Below are 18,794 nucleotides of genomic sequence, written 5' to 3'. Positions count from 1 at the left end.
TCTGGCAGAATTATACCTATCTAACCTGCGGTTTCCCTTGTCTCATGCCTGCCATCACCACCGATCTGCCCGCCCTCGCCCAATCGATCAAAGACTGGGGCCGTGAGCTGGGCTTTCAACAAGTCGGCATCAGCGGCCTGGACCTGGCCGAGCATGAACAGCACCTGCAACGCTGGCTCGACGCGGGCTACCACGGCGAGATGGACTACATGGCCGCCCATGGCAGCAAACGCTCGCACCCCGATGAGCTGGTGCCCGGCACTTTGCGCGTGGTGTCGCTGCGCATGGATTATCTGCCAGGCGACACCCAAATGGCGCAGCTGCTGGCCAAGCCAGAAAAAGCCTACATTTCCCGATACGCCCTAGGCCGCGATTACCACAAGCTGATCCGCAAACGCGTGCAGCAACTGGCTGACCGTATCCAGGCGCAAATCGGCCCGTTCGGCTTTCGCGCGTTTGTTGACAGCGCGCCGGTGCTCGAAAAAGCCATCGCCGAACAAGCCGGCCTCGGCTGGATCGGCAAAAACACCCTGGTGCTCAATCGCAAGGCCGGCAGCTATTTCTTCTTGAGCGAGCTGTTTGTCGATTTGCCGCTGCCGGTAGACCCACCCCACTCCACCGAACATTGCGGCCGCTGCACGGCGTGCCTGGACATCTGCCCTACCAATGCCTTCGTCGGCCCCTATGTACTGGACGCGCGACGCTGCATTTCCTACCTCACCATCGAACTCAAGAGCGCAATCCCGGAAGACTTGCGCCCACTGATCGGCAATCGCGTGTTCGGTTGCGATGACTGTCAGATCGTTTGCCCGTGGAATCGTTTCGCTCGCCCGACCGCCGAAAGCGATTTCAAGCCGCGGCACAATCTGGATAACGCCGAGCTGGCCGAACTGTTTATGTGGGACGAGGACAAATTCCTCAGCAGCACTGAAGGTTCGCCGCTACGCCGCGCCGGTTACGAGCGTTGGCTGCGCAACCTGGCCGTGGGCCTGGGCAATGCGCCCTCGAGCATTCCAGTACTGGAGGCCTTGAAGGCGCGCCGGGATTACCCCTCGGAGCTGGTGCGCGAACACGTGGAGTGGGCGCTCAACCAACACGCTACGCGCTAGTGCACGTCGTCGTTGTAGACGAACTTGGGCATTTCCCAGTGAAAACGAATCGCCAGCAGGCGCAATAGAAAGCCGCTGAACAGGGTCAGCAGAATCGCCTGCTCGCTGGGCAGTTCCAGATAAAGGCAGAGCATGTAGAACCAGGCGGCCAGGAACGACACGCTGGCGTACAGCTCCCGACGGAAGATCAGCGGAATGTCGTTGCAGAAGATATCCCGCAGGATGCCGCCGAACACCCCGGTGATTACGCCGCTGACCGACGCCACCAACATACCGTGGCCCATTTCCAGGGCGGTCATGCAGCCGATCAGGGTGAACGCCACCAGCCCAACGGCATCCAGCGCCAGGAACAGCGAACGCAGGTGACGCATCAGCGGCGCGATAAAGATCGTCACCAAGGCAGCGATGGAGGTCAGCACCAGGTATTCCGGGTGTTTGACCCACGTCAGCGGGTAATGCCCCAACAGCACGTCGCGCACCGAGCCGCCGCCCAGGGCGGTGACGCAGGCGATCAGCACCACGCCAAACCAATCCATGCCGCGCCGCCCGGCAGACAGCGCGCCGGTCATGGCTTCGGCGGTGATGGCGATGAGGTAGAGCATCAACAGCATGATGGCGATCCTTGCAAAGAGGCGCGCAGTCTAATCATTTGGTGATGGCACCAAAAGGGGGCGCTTGGCGAAAGACCGAGGCGCGCCCTTCGCGAGCAAGCGCGCTCCCACATTTGACCGAGTTCCACCTTTGGAATGTAGTCGAATGTGGGAGCGGGCTTGCTCGCGAAGGCGCCAGGCCTGGCACTACATCTTCAAGCCTTGATGAAATGCTTACGGTAATGCTGCAGCTCAGCGATCGATTCGCGAATGTCATCCAACGCCAAATGCGTGCTGCCTTTATGGAAGCTATCTTTAACTTCCGGCGCCCAGCGCGCGGCCAGTTCTTTCAAGGTGGACACATCCAGGTTGCGATAATGGAAGTAGCTTTCCAGCCCTTTCATATGCGTATAAAGGAAGCGGCGGTCCTGGCAGATGCTGTTGCCACAGATCGGCGACTTGCCCTTGGGCACCCACTTCTCCAGGAAAGCGATGGTTTGAGCCTCAGCTTCAGCCATGCTGATACGGCTGTCACGCACGCGCTGGGTCAGCCCGGAGTTGCCGTGGGTGCGGGTGTTCCACTCGTCCATGGTGGCGAGCACGGCGTCGCTGTGGTGAATGGCGATCACCGGACCTTCGGCCAAGGTGTTGAGGTTGCTGTCGGTGACAATCGTCGCCATCTCGATGATGACGTCAGTGTCGGGGTTCAGACCGGTCATTTCCAGATCGATCCAAATCAGGTTCTGTGGGTTTTGCATGGCTTGATTCTCTTTGCACCTTGGCGTAGCTGCGCAGTTTAGCAGGCGGGGCCGTGCTAGACTCGCGACCGTTTTACCTAACCTTTGTATTATCGACACGGAACACCAATGGCCAAACGCCAGCTCAATCGTCGCCAAAACTGGCGCATCGAAAAGATTCAAGGTGAACGCGCCGCTCGCGCCGCCAAACGTGAATCCTCCGCCGTGGAAGCGCTCGAGGGCGGCGACCTAGGCCCTGAACAAACGGGCTTGGTGATCGCGCACTTTGGTGTGCAGGTCGAAGTCGAGGCGCTCGAAGGCGAACTCGCAGGCTCTGTTTCCCGTTGCCACTTGCGCGCCAACCTGCCTGCGCTGGTGACCGGCGACAAGGTTGTGTGGCGTGCCGGCAACCAGGGTATCGGCGTGATCGTCGCCCAGTTGCCACGCACCACCGAACTACGCCGCCCCGACAGCCGTGGCCAGCTCAAGCCGGTGGCCGCTAACGTCGACATGATCGTGATCGTGTTCGCGCCGCTGCCCGAGCCGCATGCCAACCTGATCGACCGCTATCTGGTCGCAGCCGAGCATGCCGGTATTCGCCCGCTGTTGCTGCTGAACAAATTCGACCTGATCGACGAGCAGAACGCCCCGGCGCTCAACGCGTTGCTGGCGGTCTACCGCACCCTGGGTTACCCGGTGCTGGAAGTCTCGGCGCATCACGGCAACGGCATGGAACAGCTGCAACAGCAGTTGGACGGGCGCATCAGCGTGTTCGTCGGCCAGTCGGGCGTGGGCAAGTCGTCGCTGGTCAACAGCCTGCTACCGGAAGTCGACACCCGCGTCGGCCCACTCTCAGAGCTGTCTGGCCAGGGCACTCACACCACCACCACCGCGCGGTTGTTCCACTTCCCCGGCGGCGGTGAGCTGATCGACTCCCCAGGCATCCGCGAATTCGGCCTCGGCCACGTCAGCCGCAGCGATGTGGAAGCGGGCTTCATCGAGTTCAACGACTTGATCGGTACCTGCCGCTTCCGCGACTGCAAACACGACCGCGAGCCGGGCTGTGCGTTGCTCAAGGCCTTGGAAGACGGCCGCGTGCAGCAGCAGCGGATGAACAGCTATCGGTCGATTATTGCGAGCTTGCCTGAGAGCAGTTACTAAACCGCACTGACAAAAAGGCCGCGATCATCGCGGCCTTTTTGCATGTGGATTACGACCCGGGCGCCGGCGCAGGCGCCGTCGGGTCTTTCACCCCGCCATCATCAAACAGGTTCAGCTTCTGGCGCAGCTCATGCGCCGGCAACGGCTCCTGCCCCGGCGGAATGGCGTTCGGGTCGGCCGGCACTTCGCCTGGCGCACCTTCGCCTTGGGTTGGTACCGGCGGCGCTGCGCCTTGATCGCCTTCAATCGCGCGCTGGGCCTTTTTGGTCAGCACGACGATATCAATCCGACGGTTGATCGGGTTGAACGGGTCTTTAGGATCAAACAGCTGCGAGGAAGCAAAACCCACCACACGCGCCACTTGCGGGTCGGGATAGCTGCCTGCCACCAGCGCACGGCGCGCGGCGTTCGCGCGGTTGGCCGAGAGTTCCCAGTTGCCGAAGTCGCCCTGGCCCGAATACGGCTTGGCGTCGGTGTGACCGCTGATGCTGATCTTGTTCGGCACCGCCTTGATGGTGTCGGCCATGGCCAGCAAGATGTCTTCAAAGTAGGGCTTCAGGCGCGCGCTGCCGGAGTCGAACATCGGCCGGTTGGCAGCGTCGGTGATCTGGATGCGCAGACCTTCAGGCGTGATTTCGAAGGAAATCTGGTCCTTGAATTTCAGTAGCTGCGGGTTCTCTTCAACCTTGGTCTGCAGTTCCTGCAGCAACAACTCGAGGCGCTCTTTCTCGACCTGATCGGCCATGCTCTCGACAGTTTCGCGCTCAATCGGGATGTTTTCCTGCGGCGATTCGGTCTTGACCTCGGGGTTGATGGTGCGCTCAGGCGCCAACTGCGGCGAGCCGCCCAGGTCGATCACAAACGGCGTACCGCTTTCCGAGAAGCCAATCGGGTCTTTGAAATAACCGGCGATGGCGATTTTCTGTTCGGGCGTGGCGGTCGACATCAGCCACAGCACCAGGAAGAACGCCATCATCGCCGTCGCAAAGTCGGCGAAGGCGATTTTCCAGGCACCACCATGGTGCCCCGCAGCGAAGCGCTTGACGCGCTTGATGATTATCGGCTGGTTGTTTTCCATGGTTTAGCGACCGCGAACCGCTTGTTCCAGCTCGGAAAAACTTGGGCGATGTTTCGGGTACAGCACCTTGCGCCCGAACTCCACCGCCAGCGATGGCGGCATACCGGACGCCGAAGCCACCAGGCACGCCTTAATCGCTTCGTAGAGGTTGACCTCTTCCTTGGCATCGTGGGCCAGGCAGGTAGCGAGTGGGCCGAAGAAGCCATAGGCCGCAAGAATACCGAAGAAGGTACCCACGAGGGCCGCACCCACGTGCATACCAATGGCCTTCTGGTCGCCTTCGCCCAGGGACGCCATGGTCACCACAATACCGAGTACCGCCGCGACGATACCAAAGCCGGGCATGGCGTCGGCAACGCCGGTCACGGCATGCGAAGGGTGCTCCAACTCTTCTTTAAGACTGAACAGCTCCATGTCGAACAAGCCTTCGAGCTCGTGCGGCGCCATGTTGCCGGAGGACATGATGCGCAGGTAATCACAAATGTAGGCGGTCATGCGCTCATCTTTGAGCACGGCCGGGTACTTGGCGAAAATCGGACTAGCCGCGGCGTCTTCGATGTCGCCTTCGATGGCCATCATGCCTTCACGGCGGCTCTTGTTGAGGATCTCGTAGACCAGGCCCAGAACCTCCAAGTAGAAGGTGTGGGAGAAGCGCGAACTGAACATCCCCAGCGACTTTTTGATCACATGCATGGTCATGTAACCGGGGTTGGCCTGCAAGAATGCACCTAAGGCCGCACCGCCGATAATCATCACTTCGAAGGGCTGGATCAACGCAGCGATTTTACCGTGGGAAAGGACGTACCCACCGAGCACGCTTGCGAAGACGACGATGATGCCGATAATTTTAGCCATAGGGGATTGGTACTTGCGCCGTCGGGTTCATGGACATATTGGGTGCAGCCGAAAACTCTTGTTCTACTTATCGGCAAAACTGCGCCAGACTATAGCCCGTTAAGGCGAAAAGCCAATTCGGCCCGTTCCGGGCATGTAGAACGCAAGTGATGATCGCGCCCCACTCATGGCTAATGAAACGACAGTACCCACTGCAAAACCCACCACACTCGCCGCTTGGATCAAGCGCCTGGACGACGTGCTGCTGCCTGTTCCCCAAGCCAGTCACGAGCGTGTGTGCAAAGCCATTCGCGATAGCCGCAGCTCATTGCGAGATATTGCCGAGCTGATGCAACACAGCCCCGCGCTCGTGCTCAGCGTGATACGCGAGGCCAATAGCCAGGCCCACGGCAGCCTGTCGGGGCCGGCGGAAAACCTCGAAGTGGCACTCAACCGCCTGGGCCTTAAACGCGCCGAGGAATTGTTGGCGCGCCTGCCTTCGGTGCCGGAAAAAGACATCCCCGTGGCCCTTCGCCAACTGCTGCTGGTGAGCCAACACGCGTCCCAGCAGGCCAACGGTTTGTTCGCCAGCCGCCTGGCGCGGCTATGGCAAGACATTCATTGGGGCAGCCTGCTGTTTCTGTCGCCGCTGTGGCCGATGGCCGTCGCCTACCCCAAGCTCCTGGAAGAATGGGAACTGCGCGTTATCCACAAAGGCCAGTCGGCGCGCAAAGTCGAGCAGGAATTGTTTGGCGTGCGCCTGCTGGACGTGTGCCTCGGCTTGACCGAGGCCTGGCACCTGCCGATCTGGGTCTCCCAAGGCTACAACTTGCTGCTCACCGAGCAACGCTTGCTGGTCAAGGCGCTGCACATCGCCCGCGAAGACGACGCCCTGCGCCACCAGCAATTGCTCGATGCCGCCCCCAACCTGCGCCGCTGGCTGAACCAGCCGGCCAACACCGTGCTGCTGGCCAACGGCCTGGCGATGTCGGCACAGGAATCCTGGACCTGCCCGCACACCGAGCGCTGGCAATACCTCACCGCGCTGTACCTGCAAGAACCGTTGAGCGACGTGCAGCAACAGGTTCACCAGCAAGCGGTGACCAGCGCACGCACCACCTTGATGCCGGACCTCTGGCACCCGGCGTTATCGCTGATCTGGCCGTGGCATGTGCAGAAAGTCCATCGCGGCCTGTTGCCGGCGCCGCCGCCCACTGCCGAATCATTGGCCGTGTGGCGCAATCGCTGCACTGAGCTACTGGTAGAACCGAGCCGTTTTGCCAATGCCATGCACCTGACCACCTGCGCCAAGGAAGCCTTGGTCGCCAGTGGCATGCAGCGAGTGTTGCTGTTTATGGCCGACCGCACCCTGAGCACCTTGCGTGCGCATCAAGCAGACGGTTTGCCTAAGGACGCCGCCAACCTGAGCCTGGACGTGGTCAACAGCACGCTGCTGCAGCGCCTGCTGGAAAAGTCCGCCCAAGTGCGCCTCACGCCAGACAATCACGCGCAGTTCTCGGCACTGCTGCCGCCGACCCTGCGCCGCCTGTTCACCGGCGAACACCTGTTGCTACGCTCCTTGAGTTGCAACGGCAAGGTGGTGATGCTGATGGTCGCCGACCAGGGCGGCGGGCCGTTCTCGGAAACCACCGTGCAAGCCTTCGGCAAAACCGCTCAATGCATCGAGAAAGCCCTGCACTGCTTTACCAACCGCAGCGCTTGATGCTTGCGCTACAATCGCCCTCTTTTATCGCCAACATTTGTGCCCAGGAGACCTCACATGCCTGACTTCTCTGGCTTGCCGCTGGTGATCGAGTCCAGCGACCTGCTCGGTCAACTGGATGCCGAACACCTGATTCTGGTGGACCTCACCAGTGCCGCCCGCTACGCCGAAGGGCATATCCCCGGCGCGCATTTCGTTGACCCCAAGCGCACCCAACTCGGCCAGGCGCCCGCGCCCGGCCTGCTGCCGCACAAGGCCGAGCTGGAAAAACTCTTCGGCGAACTGGGCCACACCCCAGATGCCACCTACGTGGTCTACGACGACGAGGGCGGCGGCTGGGCCGGGCGCTTCATCTGGATGCTCGACGTGATCGGCCACCAGAAATACCACTACCTGGACGGCGGCCTGCTGGCCTGGCTGGACGGTAAACACCCCGTGTCCACCGAGGTGCCCGCCCCGGTCGGCGGCCCAGTCAGCCTGACCTTGCACGATGGCCCCACCGCCACGCGCGAGTACTTGCAAAGTCGACTCGGCGAGGCCGACCTGGGCATCTGGGACGCACGCGGCCCGTTGGAATATTCCGGCGAGAAGGTCCTCGCGGCCAAGGGTGGTCACATCCCTGGCGCTGTGAACTTCGAATGGACCGCCGGCATGGACAAGGCACGCAACCTGCGTATCCGCCGCGACATGCCGCAGATCCTCGAAGACCTCGGCCTGACCAAAGATAAAGAAATCATTACCCACTGCCAGACCCACCACCGCTCTGGCTTCACCTACCTGGTGGCCAAGGCGCTCGGTTATCCGCGAGTCAAAGGTTATGCCGGTTCCTGGGGCGAATGGGGCAACCACCCCGACACCCCCGTTGAGATTTAAGGTTTAAGGACAGTTAATGAAAAAGCAGTTGTTTATCCTCAGCCAGTACTTGCTGCCGCACCACTTGCTCTCGCGTCTGGCCGGCTGCATTGCCGAGTGCCGCGTACGCTGGTTCAAGAATGCCTTCACCGCCTGGTTCGCCAAGCGCTACCAAGTGGACATGTCCCAAGCCCTGGTTGAAGACCTGACCGCCTACGAGCACTTCAACGCCTTCTTCACCCGCGCCTTGAAAGACGGTGCGCGCCCGCTGGATCAGACCCCAGGCGCGGTCTTGAGCCCGGCCGACGGTGCTGTCAGCCAGCTCGGCCCGATTGAACACGGCCGGGTGTTCCAGGCCAAGGGCCACAGCTTCAGCGTGCTGGAACTGCTGGGCGGCGATGCAGCGTTGGCGGCCCCCTTCATGGGCGGTGATTTCGCCACCGTCTACCTGTCGCCGAAGGACTACCACCGCGTGCACATGCCATTGGCCGGTACGCTGCGTGAAATGGTCTACGTGCCGGGTCGGATTTTCTCGGTAAACCAGACCACCGCTGAAAACGTGCCTGAGCTGTTTGCACGTAACGAGCGTGTTGTCTGCCTGTTCGACACCGAACGCGGCCCGATGGCGGTGGTGTTGGTGGGTGCGATGATCGTCGCGTCGATTGAAACCGTGTGGGCCGGGCTGGTCACTCCGCCCAAGCGCGAGCTGAAAACCTTCCGCTACGACGAAGCCGCGCGCGCGCCGATTCACTTGGAGAAGGGTGCTGAACTGGGCCGCTTCAAGCTGGGTTCGACGGCAATTGTGCTGTTTGGGCCGGATCAGGTTAAGTGGGCTGAAGAACTGGTGGCGGGTACGCCAGTGCAGATGGGCCAAGGCATCGCATCGCCTAAAGCCTGATTCGAAGCCGATACTGATCATTCCCACGCTCTGCGTGGGAATGCATCCTGTGACGCTCCGCGTCGCGACCTTAAGGCTGACGCAGAGCGTCAAGGCCGGCATTCCCACGCAGAGCGTGGGAACGATCGGTCCGCGTATCTACAGTTACAGCTGACTGTCGCGGTCGCGAAAGCCCAGCAGATACAACACACCATCCAACCCCAACGTCGAAATCGCCTGCTTGGCTGACTGCTTGACCAGTGGCTTGGCGCGGAACGCCACACCCAGCCCGGCAATCGCCAGCATCGGCAAATCATTCGCGCCGTCGCCGACCGCGATGGTCTGCTCCAGACGCAAACCTTCCTTGTGGGCCAACTCCTTCAGCAAGTCCGCCTTGCGCTGCGCGTCGACAATCGGCTCCACCGCCACGCCGGTCACCTTGCCATCCACCACTTCCAGCTCGTTGGCGAACACGTAGTCGATGCCCAGCTTGGCCTGCAACTGCTTGGCGAAGTAGGTGAAGCCACCCGACAGGATTGCGGTTTTGTAGCCCAGGCGCTTGAGTTCGGCGAACAGGGTTTCAGCGCCTTCGGTCAGGCGCAGCGAGGCACCGATCGAGTCCAGCACGCTCACATCCAGGCCTTTGAGCAAGGCCAGGCGCTCCTTGAAGCTGGCACGAAAATCCAGCTCACCGGCCATGGCGCGCTCAGTGATTTCGGACACCTGCTCGCCCACACCGGCGGCCTTGGCCAATTCGTCGATGACTTCGGCTTCGATCAGCGTGGAGTCCATGTCGAACACCGCCAGGCGGCGGTTACGGCGGAACAGCGAATCTTCCTGGAAGGCGATATCGACATTCAGCTCTTGGGCCACGCTCAAGAACTCGGCGCGCAGGGCTTGAGGGTCCGCCGGCTCGCCGCGCACGGAGAACTCGATGCAGCCCTTGCCCTTGTCGGCTGGCGTGTCCAACGGCATGCGTCCCGACAGACGGTCAATATGATCGATATTCAAACCGTACTGGGCCGTGATCGAGCTGACGCGCTGCAATTGTTCGGCGGTTACCTTGCGGGTCAGCAAAGTGACGATGTGGCGTTTTTTGCCCTGGCCTTCCACCCAATGCTGATAATCGGCTTCGGAGACCGGGGTGAAACGCACCTGTTGATCCAGCTTATACGCCGTAAACAGGATGTCCTTTAGCACCGACGAGGCCTGTTCGGTGCTCGGGATTTCCACGAGGATGCCGAACGACAGGGTGTCGTGGATCACTGCCTGGCCGATATCGAGAATGTTCACACCACCCTGGGCCAGAACACCGGTAATGGCTGCCGTAAGACCCGGGCGGTCTTCGCCAGTGATGTTTATCAGGACAATTTCGCGCAAAGCGCACCCCCAGGCTGGAAAAAAACCGCATTCTACCCACTTTCAGTGACCATCGGGCACAGCCAGCGCTTTGCCGGTCCTAGGCCTGTCGCTATACTGCGCGTCAACTTCACGGACTAAAGAGCCGAGCTCAAGTGAACCGGCCTACGCCAATAAAAACCGACAACTTCTTCCTGCTGATCTTCCGGGCACTGCGCCACCGCCGTGTACCGATCGCATTACGCATCGCCAGCCATAACGTGATCCTGGTCGCTCTGGCCCTGGTGATCTACGCCTGCGTGATGGGTTTGCAATTCAAGCAGGCCATGCACGAGCAAGCCGACGCCCTGGGCGAGAGCTTGACCACTCAGACCGCCACCTCGGCGACTGAGCTGCTGGTGTCCAATGACATCCTCAGCCTCAACGTGCTGCTCAACAACCTGACCAAGAACCCGCTGGTGGCCCACGCGGCTATCTATAGCGTGGACAACCGGATCATGGCCGAAGCCGGGCAACGCCCGAAAAACGGCCTGCTGGGTGAAGCCGAAGGCCTGTATCAGAGCAATATCACGTTTCAGGATGTGAAAGCCGGCCAACTGCGCATCAGCCTCGACATGCAGCAGTTCCAGCAGCCGATGACCATCAGCCTGCAGAGCATGGGCATCCTCAGCGCCATTTTGCTGGCATTGGCCCTGGCCTTGAGCTTGCGCCTGGGTCGGCATATCTCCACGCCGCTGATGCAACTGCGCATCTGGCTGCGCGATATCGACGAACACACCCCGGCCACTGATCGTCAGGATGAAATCGGCGACCTCGCCCGCCAACTCCACGCCAGCTTCGCCCCGGAACCGGTGGTGCCCGAGGTTGAACCCGAGCCTGAGTACGACGACACCGATTACGACGACGAACCCGAGTTTGAAGTGCGCGACCTGCGCGACCCGGGCTTTGACGAAAGCGCGCCGGTGGCCGGCCTCAAGCCCGCGACACGCCAGGCGATCAGGGCCGAAGAAGATGAACTGGACGATGAAGACCCGTTCTCCGATTTGCGCGACACGTCGGCCGCCGCCCCTGCCGTCGCTCCCAAGCCTGCGCCAGTGAAGAGCAGCGAACCCCAGCACAGCGCCGTCTTGGCCGTGCAACTGGGTGCCCAGGACCAACTGCGTCGCCTGCCCCGCGCCCGCCTGACGGAGTTGCTAGAACGCTACCGCGACTGCCTGGACCAGGCTGCTTCGCTGTATCAGAGCGAGCTGCACACCCTGAACGATGGCAGCACGTTGATGCTGTTCCACAGCGAAGACAGCGGCGAAGATTATCTGACTAATGCAATCTGCTGCGGCGAGTTGTTGCGCGCCTTGGGCCACGCCCTGCAGATTGAAGTGGCCGACAGCGGCATCACCTTGCAACTGCAGCTCGGCCTGACGGTGGGCGATGATCTGTTCGGCATGAGCCAGATCGACCTACTGCTCACCGAAATCGCCCAGGACGCGCTGGCCTTGTCGCAACACAGTCGCAACCTGCTGCTGGTGGAGCGCAAGATCAGCGAAGACACGTTGATCCGTCAACGCGCGCGTATCCGCCCGATTGCCAGCCCTGAAGGCGCGAGCTGCGTGGAGCGGCTGATGGAGCCGTATCCGTCGATGCTGGAGCGGCAGTTGGCACGCATGCATGAGACCCGCAACAAGCCTGAATAACACTGCTAGACCAATGATCGCTCCCACGCTCTGCGTGGGACGCCTCTTGGGACGCTCCGCGTCCTGCCAGGCCCAAGCCATGTACAAGGGTGACGCAGAGCGCCACAGGCTGCATTCCCACGCAGAGCGTGGGAACGATCAAACAAAAAGGCCCGCTGAGTAAGCGGGCCTTTTTTGTGAGTCGGTTTCAGATCAAAACCTGAACACTTCCATATCCGTACGAATCGGCGTAGCCATCGGCATCTTCGGCTTTTCCGGCGCTGCCGGTTTGGACTGTGCTGGAGCCTGTTTGCGCGGCGCCTCGGCGACCGAAGGCTGGTTGGCCAACGGTTTGAGCGCCACCGACAACTGCTGAGCCAGATGCTGCAACAACACGCCCTGGGCCTGGACCTGAGACGCGGTGGTGCCAGCGTGCTCTTCCTGCAGGTGCACAATGCGGTTATCGCGCACTTGGCCACGGCGGTCGATCAAGCGCCACTGTGCATCCAGGATCGCCGGCTGCGAAGTACCCGAGTCGAGTCGGGTAATCGTCAGCAATACCTGCACATCCGGCGTGAAGCCGGTCGGCGCAGGCGCGAGCACCACACGCTGGCTGTCCAACTGGCCCGCCACCTGGCGCAACATCAGTTGGTTGATATCGGACGACAAGCTGCCCGCCCAACGACCATCGGTGGAACCTTGCAGGCTGCCGTCGTTCTGACGTTGCAGCAGGGTTTCGCGTTGCAGGTAGTCAGCAACGACTACCGGGCCCAACAATACGGCCATGCCAGCGGTTTGTGCTGGCTGAGCCGGACTTCCGCTGTCCAGCTGGTACAGCGACACCGGTTGGTGCGTGCTGCAACCCGCCAGCCCCAAAAGGCCAGCGAGCATCAAAAATAGAGGAAGGCGTGGAGCAGTCATCATCCCATCCAGGTGGCTGCCACAAGGCGAACCACAATGTAATACTAAAAATAACCTAAACACGCTCGGCCACGCCGGCGCTGGAAAGGGCATATCATCCGTGAATATTCGCCATGACTCCAGCGCGAAAGCGTCGATCTACGCGTTAAATCGTAGATCGAGGGCTCTAATTCGCTTCAAACGGGTGTTTCCACCAGTAACGCATCCACTCGCTGGAAGCCACGCGGTAATTTGTTACCGCGACGGCCACGTTCACCCTTGTAATGTTCCAGGTCGTCGGGGCGCAGCGACAGTGTGCGTTTACCGGCCTGGAGCACCAAGGTTGAGCCTTCCGGGATCACGGCGATGTCGGTCACGTACTCTTCGCGACTGGCAACTCGATCCCCAGCAATCCCAATAATCTTGTTGCCCTTGCCTTTGCCCAACTGCGGCAGGTCACTGATCTTGAACACCAGCAAACGCCCTTCGGTGGTCACCGACGCCAGCCAGTTGCTCTCACGGTCTTCCACCGTACGCGGCAGGATCACCTTGGCGTTGTTCGGCAGGCTCAACAACGCCTTGCCCGCCTTGTTCTTGGCCTGCAGGTCTTCACCCTTGACCACAAACCCGTAACCCGCGTCGGAGGCGATCACATACAGCGAATCGTCGTCCGGCAGCAGCACGCACTCGAAACTCGCCCCCGGTGGCGGTGTGAGCCGCCCGGTCAGCGGCTCGCCCTGGCCACGGGCCGACGGCAAGGTATGCGCCGGCACCGAATAGCTCCGCCCGGTGGAGTCGATAAACACCGCAAACTGGTTGGAACGCCCGGCGGCAGCGGTCTTGAAGCCATCACCGGCCTTGTACGAGAGGCCAGTGGCGTCAATATCATGCCCTTTGGCGGAACGAACCCAACCCTTTTCCGACAGAACGACGGTAATTTTTTCGTTAGGCAACAGTTCGGTTTCTGTCAGAGCTTTCGCTTCAGCGCGCTGAACGATTGGCGACCGACGGTCATCACCATAGGTCTCTGCGTCTTTGATCAGCTCGGTGCGCACCAGCTTCTTGAGCTTGGCTTCGCTGCCCAGCAGGGCTTGCAGCTTGGCTTGTTCCTTGAGCAGTGCATCCTGCTCGTCACGCAACTTCATCTCTTCCAGTCGCGCCAACTGACGCAAGCGGGTATCGAGGATGTAGTCGGCCTGGATCTCGCTCAGCTCGAAACGCGCGATCAGCTCGGCTTTCGGGTGCTCGGCGGTACGAATGATATGGATCACTTCGTCCAGGTTGAGGTAAGCAATCAGCAAACCGTCCAACAGGTGCAGGCGACGCTCGACCTTGTCGAGGCGGAATTGCAGGCGGCGGCGCACGGTCTGTACGCGGAACTCCAGCCACTCCACCAGCAAGTTGCGCAGGTTTTTCAGCTGCGGCTTGCCGTCCAGGCCGATGATGTTGACGTTGACCCGGTAGCTGGACTCCAGGTCGGTGCTGGCAAACAGGTGCTGCATCAGTACTTCGTGGTCGACCCGGCTGTTGGTCGGGATGATCACGATACGGCATGGGTTTTCGTGGTCGGACTCGTCACGCAGGTCGGCAACTTGCGGCAGTTTCGACGGTTTGGCCTGCATCAGCGCGGCGATTTGCTCCAACACCTTGGCGCCAGACACCTGGTGCGGCAGCGCGGTGACGATAATGTCGCCGTCTTCGATGTGGTACACGGCGCGCATACGCACCGAGCCCTTGCCGGTTTCGTACATCTTCAGCAGGTCGGCGCGCGGCGTGATGATTTCCGCTTCGGTCGGGTAGTCCGGGCCCTGGATATGCTCGCAGAGCTGCTCGACCGTGGCCTTGGGCTCATCCAGCAAGCGCACGCAGGCGGCGGCGACTTCGCGCAGGTTATGCGGCGGCACGTCGGTGGCCATGCCGACCGCAATGCCGGTGGTGCCATTGAGCAGGATATTCGGCAAACGTGCCGGCAACACCAAAGGCTCCTCCAACGTGCCGTCGAAGTTCGGGCCCCAGTTCGCGGTGCCCTGGCCCAATTCGCTGAGCAGCACTTCCGAATACCGCGACAAGCGCGCTTCGGTGTAACGCATGGCGGCGAAAGACTTGGGATCATCCGGCGCACCCCAGTTACCCTGGCCGTCTACCAGCGTGTAGCGGTAGCTGAACGGCTGGGCCATCAGCACCATGGCTTCGTAGCACGCCGAGTCGCCGTGCGGGTGGAACTTACCGAGCACGTCACCGACGGTACGCGCCGACTTCTTGTGCTTGGAATCAGCGTCCAGGCCCAACTCACTCATGGCGTAGATAATGCGCCGTTGTACGGGCTTCAGGCCGTCGCCGATATGCGGCAAGGCACGGTCCATGATCACGTACATGGAGTAGTTGAGGTAGGCACTTTCGGTGAAGTCAGCCAGCGACCGGCGTTCTACGCCATCTAAGCTGTCTGCGAGGATGTCACTCATGCGGGCCTCATCATTATTTGGTCTGGCGCAGCAGCAATGTGCCGCTGCGCTGGGTAAATTCAAGTTGTTTCAATGCACTCATGCCCAGCAACACCTGTTCCCCGTCCAAGCCCGGCGCCACTAGTGCGCGGACGTCCTGCAGGACGATATCGCCCAGTTTCAGGCGATCGAGGTGGGTACGGTAGCCCTGGCTACGCCCGTTGGCGGTGCTCAAGGTCACCGGCAAGCCACGTTTAAGTCCGAGGCGGTCAGCCAATTCGGCCGGAACCGCCACATCGGTCGCGCCGGTGTCGAGCATAAACTCCACCGGCTGCCCGTTGATCTGGCCGCTGGCAACAAAATGCCCTTGGCCGTTGCCCAGCAATTTCACTTCGATGTAACCCTCGTGTTGCTCCGAGGTCACCACGGCATTGGGGTTTTCCTGACGCGCTTCCCATTGCCCAAAAAAACGTGTGGCCAAAAACAGTCCGGCCCCCCATGCCAAAAACATCAATACACGTCCGGCACGCTTGCCGGGCGGTTGTGCACTCATGGCTGGGCGCTCCAGCCACCGGCAGGGGCGGCGAAACGATAGACCACAGGCCGTTTTTCACCATCGGCACGTGGGCCAAAATTATTGTCGATGCCCAACCACGCACCGTCAGCATCCACCACCAGGGCTTCGGCCAGGCCGTAGGGCTGGGGATAGCGCCGGTTCGGCGTCAGGGTTTCGTCGGCAAACGACCAGCACAGCTCGACTTTGGCTGTGACCGCATCGCGCCGGCAAATCTGGAACGCATTGCGCTCCAGGGTAAACAGCTTGCCGTTGAACAGCGCCAGGTCGGCAAAGTCCTTGGACACCGCCTTGGCGTTGGTGAACTGCGCCGGCTGCACTTCCTGGCCGGCCTCGCTCAACAACACACAGGGGCCCTCACAATCCCAGACGCTCTGCCCGCGCTTGATCGAGATCAAGCCACGCCGCTCACGCTCTGCCGCCAACCAAATCTGAGTGCCTTGCGGGTTCACCGTCAGGCCTTCAAACAACGCATTAAAATGCAGCAACATGCCGCTGGCACGGGCTTCACGCACCATGCCAGGGGCGATTTTCAACCACTCAGGCGCACCACTCACCGGTACCTGCAGCACGGCCGCGTGGGCTTCGCTGACGATGTAACGGTTGCCGACGGCATCACAGGTGATGCCTTCAAAATCCAGGTCGCCACCGCGAATAAACGAAGCAGCCTTGGTGCGCGAACGCAAACCCCAGGGCAAGCCGGACTCGGGCACCGGCGGCACGTCGATCTTCACCGCTTCGGCTTGCCAGGTCGGCGCGCTGATATCAAGGCGGTAGATCTGGTCGTCATCGCGGTCGGAAACCGTCCACAGGTCCTTGCCACACAAGGCCAGGCCCGAGAGGTTACCACCGCGCATGCCGTCCACCGGGTGCTCGGACACGAGTTTGAGTTCTGCCACGGGCGCGGCAACCACCTCGGTGGCCGCCAACCCGCTCAACATCAGGATCGCCAGGGCGAAACCTGTGCGCATCAGCCTAGAACCTCGGCCAGGTTACCTTTGGATTCCAGCCAGGCTTTGCGATCCGGTGCACGCTTCTTCGCCAGCAACATGTCCATCATTTCCGAGGTGCCGGCGAAGTCTTCCAGGGTCAACTGCACCAGGCGCCGCGTGTTCGGGTCCATGGTGGTTTCGCGCAACTGCGGCGGGTTCATCTCACCCAGGCCTTTAAATCGCGTGACCTGTGGCTTGCCGCGTTTTTTTTCGGCGACCAGGCGGTCGAGGATGCCATCGCGCTCGGCTTCGTCCAGGGCGTAGAAAATCTCTTTGCCCAGGTCGATACGGTACAGCGGCGGCATGGCGACGTAGACATGACCGGCATCCACCAATGGGCGGAAGTGCTGGACGAACAGCGCACATAGCAAGGTGGCAATGTGCAAACCGTCGGAGTCGGCGTCGGCGAGGATGCAGATCTTGCCGTAGCGCAGTTGGGCAATATCAGCCGAGCCTGGATCGACACCGATGGCCACCGCGATATTGTGCACTTCCTGGCTGGCCAGGACTTCGCTGCCATCGACTTCCCAAGTGTTGAGGATCTTGCCGCGCAACGGCAGGATCGCCTGGAATTCCTTGTCCCGCGCTTGCTTGGCGGAACCACCGGCGGAGTCACCTTCCACCAGGAACAGCTCGGAACGCATCGGGTCTTGGCCGGCGCAATCGGCCAGTTTGCCCGGCAGTGCCGGGCCAGCCGTAATGCGCTTGCGCTCGACCTTTTTGCTGGCTTTGAGGCGACGGCCGGCGTTGTTGATCGCCAGTTCCGCCAGGGCCAGGCCCAGTTCCGGGTGCTCGTTGAGCCACAGGCTGAACGCATCCTTGACCACACCGGAGACAAACGCTGCGGCCTCGCGGGACGACAGGCGTTCTTTGGTCTGGCCGGAGAATTGCGGCTCCTGCATTTTCATCGACAGCACGAACGCGATGCGCTCCCACACGTCTTCCGGCGCCAGCTTCACGCCGCGTGGCAACAGGCTGCGGTATTCGCAAAATTCGCGCATGGCATCCAGCAAGCCTTGGCGCAAACCGTTGACGTGGGTGCCGCCCTGGGCGGTCGGGATCAGGTTGACGTAGCTTTCCTGCGCGCTGTCGCCACCTTCGGGCAACCACAGCAGCGCCCAGTCGACGGCTTCTTTATTGCCGGCCAGGCTGCCGCAGAACGGCTCGTTGGGCAGGCGCTCGAAGTCGCTGACGGAGTCTTCCAGGTAGGAGCGCAGGCCGTCTTCGTAATGCCACTCGACCTTCTCGCCGGTGCCTTTGTCTTCAAAGCTGACCAGCAAGCCCGGGCACAACACAGCCTTGGCCTTGAGCACGTGCTTGAGGCGGCTGATGGAGAATTTGGGGGAATCGAAGTATTTCGGGTCCGGCGCGAAGTACACGCTGGTGCCGGTGTTGCGCTTGCCAACGGTGCCGATCACTTCCAGGTCGGTGGCTTTGTAGCCATCGGCGAAGGTCATCTGGTACTCGTTGCCGTCGCGCTTGACCTTGACCCGCACATGGTTCGACAGGGCGTTGACCACAGAAATACCCACACCGTGCAAGCCACCGGAGAACTGGTAGTTCTTGTTGGAGAACTTGCCGCCGGCGTGCAGCTTGGTGAGGATCAGCTCGACGCCCGACACACCCTCTTCGGGGTGGATGTCCACCGGCATGCCGCGACCATCGTCGGACACTTCCAGGGAATGGTCGGCGTGCAGGATGACTTGCACTGACTTGGCGTGCCCGGCCAAGGCTTCGTCGACGCTGTTGTCGATGACTTCCTGGGCAAGGTGGTTCGGCCGGCTGGTGTCGGTGTACATGCCTGGGCGTTTACGCACCGGGTCGAGGCCCGAGAGGACTTCGATGGCGTCGGCGTTATAAGAGCTAGCGCTGGGAGTGGCCATGGGGTCTCGTCGTG

General features: G+C 61.2%; 16 protein-coding genes. 6 read left to right on the top strand and 10 right to left on the bottom strand.

Features of this window, described 5'->3' with window-relative positions; translation table 11 throughout:
* Positions 1-44 precede the first annotated feature (44 nt).
* The gene (gene queG / locus KZH41_RS03935; RefSeq protein WP_094950976.1) at positions 45-1,109 is read left to right on the top strand and encodes a tRNA epoxyqueuosine(34) reductase QueG; all 1,065 of its coding nucleotides are present in this window, start codon (positions 45-47) and stop codon (positions 1,107-1,109) included.
* Here queG and KZH41_RS03930 read toward each other — a convergent pair.
* Both KZH41_RS03930 and orn read right to left on the bottom strand, forming a co-directional pair.
* Positions 1,106-1,723: a trimeric intracellular cation channel family protein gene (locus tag KZH41_RS03930; RefSeq protein WP_169875734.1), complete on the bottom strand. Its 618-nt coding sequence runs from the start codon at positions 1,721-1,723 to the stop codon at positions 1,106-1,108. The genes queG and KZH41_RS03930 overlap by 4 nt on opposite strands.
* Before the next feature lie 191 nt (positions 1,724-1,914).
* Entirely contained in the window at positions 1,915-2,457 is a 543-nt protein-coding gene (gene orn / locus KZH41_RS03925) for an oligoribonuclease (RefSeq protein WP_003188046.1), read from the bottom strand.
* Between the two features lie 108 nt (positions 2,458-2,565).
* On the opposite strand from orn, the gene rsgA reads away from it, so the two are divergent.
* Positions 2,566-3,597 carry a small ribosomal subunit biogenesis GTPase RsgA gene (rsgA, locus tag KZH41_RS03920; RefSeq protein WP_003171340.1) on the top strand — a complete coding sequence of 344 codons (1,032 nt, stop codon included), beginning with the start codon at positions 2,566-2,568 and terminating at the stop codon, positions 3,595-3,597.
* A 49-nt stretch (positions 3,598-3,646) separates the two neighbouring features.
* On the opposite strand, the gene motB is transcribed toward rsgA, so the two are convergent.
* Together motB and motA are read right to left on the bottom strand one after the other, a co-directional pair.
* On the bottom strand, positions 3,647-4,675 hold the full coding sequence (gene motB / locus KZH41_RS03915; RefSeq protein ID WP_094950978.1) for a flagellar motor protein MotB: 1,029 nt from the start codon (positions 4,673-4,675) through the stop codon (positions 3,647-3,649).
* A 3-nt stretch (positions 4,676-4,678) separates the two neighbouring features.
* Positions 4,679-5,530: a flagellar motor stator protein MotA gene (gene motA / locus KZH41_RS03910; protein WP_053254041.1), complete on the bottom strand. Its 852-nt coding sequence runs from the start codon at positions 5,528-5,530 to the stop codon at positions 4,679-4,681.
* 166 nt (positions 5,531-5,696) lie between these two features.
* Here motA and KZH41_RS03905 point away from each other — a divergent pair, with 166 nt between their 5' ends.
* Genes KZH41_RS03905 through asd form a run of 3 tightly spaced genes read left to right on the top strand, consistent with a single transcriptional unit; the run spans position 5,697 to position 8,982 of the window.
* Complete coding sequence (locus KZH41_RS03905) at positions 5,697-7,232, top strand: HDOD domain-containing protein (RefSeq protein ID WP_263274415.1); 1,536 nt, start codon at positions 5,697-5,699, stop codon at positions 7,230-7,232.
* A 57-nt stretch (positions 7,233-7,289) separates the two neighbouring features.
* Complete coding sequence (locus KZH41_RS03900) at positions 7,290-8,105, top strand: rhodanese-like domain-containing protein (protein WP_094950980.1); 816 nt, start codon at positions 7,290-7,292, stop codon at positions 8,103-8,105.
* A gap of 16 nt (positions 8,106-8,121) precedes the next feature.
* On the top strand, positions 8,122-8,982 hold the full coding sequence (gene asd, locus KZH41_RS03895; protein WP_094950981.1) for an archaetidylserine decarboxylase: 861 nt from the start codon (positions 8,122-8,124) through the stop codon (positions 8,980-8,982).
* Between the two features lie 144 nt (positions 8,983-9,126).
* Here the strand turns inward: asd and serB are convergent, their stop codons facing one another.
* A complete protein-coding gene (gene serB / locus KZH41_RS03890; protein ID WP_094950982.1) occupies positions 9,127-10,341 on the bottom strand; it encodes a phosphoserine phosphatase SerB in 1,215 nt (404 codons plus the stop codon).
* A gap of 134 nt (positions 10,342-10,475) precedes the next feature.
* Between serB and KZH41_RS03885 the strand changes: the two genes are divergently transcribed.
* Complete coding sequence (locus tag KZH41_RS03885; RefSeq protein WP_094950983.1) at positions 10,476-12,011, top strand: AhpA/YtjB family protein; 1,536 nt, start codon at positions 10,476-10,478, stop codon at positions 12,009-12,011.
* A 192-nt stretch (positions 12,012-12,203) separates the two neighbouring features.
* On the opposite strand, the gene KZH41_RS03880 is transcribed toward KZH41_RS03885, so the two are convergent.
* The 5 genes from KZH41_RS03880 to parE all read right to left on the bottom strand — a co-directional run bounded on the left by KZH41_RS03880 (position 12,204) and on the right by parE (position 18,780).
* On the bottom strand, positions 12,204-12,914 hold the full coding sequence (locus KZH41_RS03880; protein WP_094950984.1) for a membrane integrity-associated transporter subunit PqiC: 711 nt from the start codon (positions 12,912-12,914) through the stop codon (positions 12,204-12,206).
* 173 nt (positions 12,915-13,087) lie between these two features.
* Complete coding sequence (gene parC, locus KZH41_RS03875) at positions 13,088-15,352, bottom strand: DNA topoisomerase IV subunit A (RefSeq protein WP_094950985.1); 2,265 nt, start codon at positions 15,350-15,352, stop codon at positions 13,088-13,090.
* 13 nt (positions 15,353-15,365) lie between these two features.
* Complete coding sequence (locus tag KZH41_RS03870; protein ID WP_094950986.1) at positions 15,366-15,884, bottom strand: TIGR02281 family clan AA aspartic protease; 519 nt, start codon at positions 15,882-15,884, stop codon at positions 15,366-15,368.
* The gene (locus KZH41_RS03865; protein WP_263274414.1) at positions 15,881-16,876 is read right to left on the bottom strand and encodes an esterase-like activity of phytase family protein; all 996 of its coding nucleotides are present in this window, start codon (positions 16,874-16,876) and stop codon (positions 15,881-15,883) included. Before KZH41_RS03865 ends, KZH41_RS03870 begins: the two co-directional genes overlap by 4 nt.
* Positions 16,876-18,780 carry a DNA topoisomerase IV subunit B gene (gene parE / locus KZH41_RS03860; protein ID WP_263274413.1) on the bottom strand — a complete coding sequence of 635 codons (1,905 nt, stop codon included), beginning with the start codon at positions 18,778-18,780 and terminating at the stop codon, positions 16,876-16,878. The genes KZH41_RS03865 and parE overlap by 1 nt, the downstream gene beginning before the upstream one ends.
* Positions 18,781-18,794 lie beyond the last annotated feature (14 nt).

The organism is Pseudomonas sp. YeP6b, from assembly GCF_025642995.1.
Lineage (GTDB): Bacteria > Pseudomonadota > Gammaproteobacteria > Pseudomonadales > Pseudomonadaceae > Aquipseudomonas.
This window is presented reverse-complemented; position numbering and strand designations above follow the sequence as displayed.